The sequence below is a fragment of the Streptomyces sp. NPDC104313 genome (assembly GCF_055583985.1).
On the sequence record NZ_JBVJMW010000038.1, the window covers coordinates 1,670 to 3,280 of the forward strand.

The 1,611-nt window shown below is 57.0% G+C and carries 1 rRNA gene (running past one end of the window); it reads right to left on the reverse strand.

Annotation, left to right across the window (positions count from 1 at the left end):
- Positions 1 to 1,577 (reverse strand): 23S ribosomal RNA (locus ACZ60Q_RS35935) (it extends 1,647 nt beyond the left edge of the window).
- Positions 1,578 to 1,611 lie beyond the last annotated feature (34 nt).

Below are 1,611 nucleotides of genomic sequence, written 5' to 3' on the forward strand. Positions count from 1 at the left end.
GGGCCGGCTTCACGGACTTAGCATCGCCTGATTCAGTACTGGGCGTTTCAAAGCGGGTACCGGAATATCAACCGGTTGTCCATCGACTACGCCTGTCGGCCTCGCCTTAGGTCCCGACTTACCCTGGGCAGATCAGCTTGACCCAGGAACCCTTAGTCAATCGGCGCACACGTTTCTCACGTGTGTATCGCTACTCATGCCTGCATTCTCACTCGTGAACCGTCCACAACTCGCTTCCGCGGCTGCTTCACCCGGCACACGACGCTCCCCTACCCATCCACACGGGCGTTGACCCTATATGTGTGAATGACACGACTTCGGCGGTACGCTTGAGCCCCGCTACATTGTCGGCGCGGAATCACTTGACCAGTGAGCTATTACGCACTCTTTCAAGGGTGGCTGCTTCTAAGCCAACCTCCTGGTTGTCTGTGCGACTCCACATCCTTTCCCACTTAGCGTACGCTTAGGGGCCTTAGTCGATGCTCTGGGCTGTTTCCCTCTCGACCATGGAGCTTATCCCCCACAGTCTCACTGCCGCGCTCTCACTTACCGGCATTCGGAGTTTGGCTAAGGTCAGTAACCCGGTAGGGCCCATCGCCTATCCAGTGCTCTACCTCCGGCAAGAAACACACGACGCTGCACCTAAATGCATTTCGGGGAGAACCAGCTATCACGGAGTTTGATTGGCCTTTCACCCCTAACCACAGGTCATCCCCCAGGTTTTCAACCCTGGTGGGTTCGGTCCTCCACGAAGTCTTACCTCCGCTTCAACCTGCCCATGGCTAGATCACTCCGCTTCGGGTCTAGAGCGTGCAACTCAACCGCCCTGTTCGGACTCGCTTTCGCTACGGCTTCCCCACACGGGTTAACCTCGCTACACACCGCTAACTCGCAGGCTCATTCTTCAAAAGGCACGCAGTCACGACTGCATGTGCAAGCACACACAGCGACGCTCCCACGGCTTGTAGGCACACGGTTTCAGGTACTATTTCACTCCGCTCCCGCGGTACTTTTCACCATTCCCTCACGGTACTATCCGCTATCGGTCACCAGGGAATATTTAGGCTTAGCGGGTGGTCCCGCCAGATTCACACGGGATTTCTCGGGCCCCGTGCTACTTGGGTGTCTCTCAAACGAGCCGTTAATGTTTCAGCTACGGGGGTCTTACCCTCTACGCCGGACCTTTCGCATGTCCTTCGCCTACATCAACGGTTTCTGACTCGTCTCACAGCCGGCAGACCGTAAAAGAGAGATCCCACAACCCCGCATGCGCAACCCCTGCCGGGTATCACACGCATACGGTTTGGCCTCATCCAGTTTCGCTCGCCACTACTCCCGGAATCACGGTTGTTTTCTCTTCCTGAGGGTACTGAGATGTTTCACTTCCCCTCGTTCCCTCCACACTGCCTATGTGTTCAGCAGCGGGTGACAGCCCATGACGACTGCCGGGTTTCCCCATTCGGAAACCCCCGGATCAAAGCTTGGTTGACAGCTCCCCGGGGACTATCGTGGCCTCCCACGTCCTTCATCGGTTCCTGGTGCCAAGGCATCCACCGTGCGCCCTTAAAAACTTGGCCACAGATGCTCGCGTCCACTGTGCAGTTCTCAAGC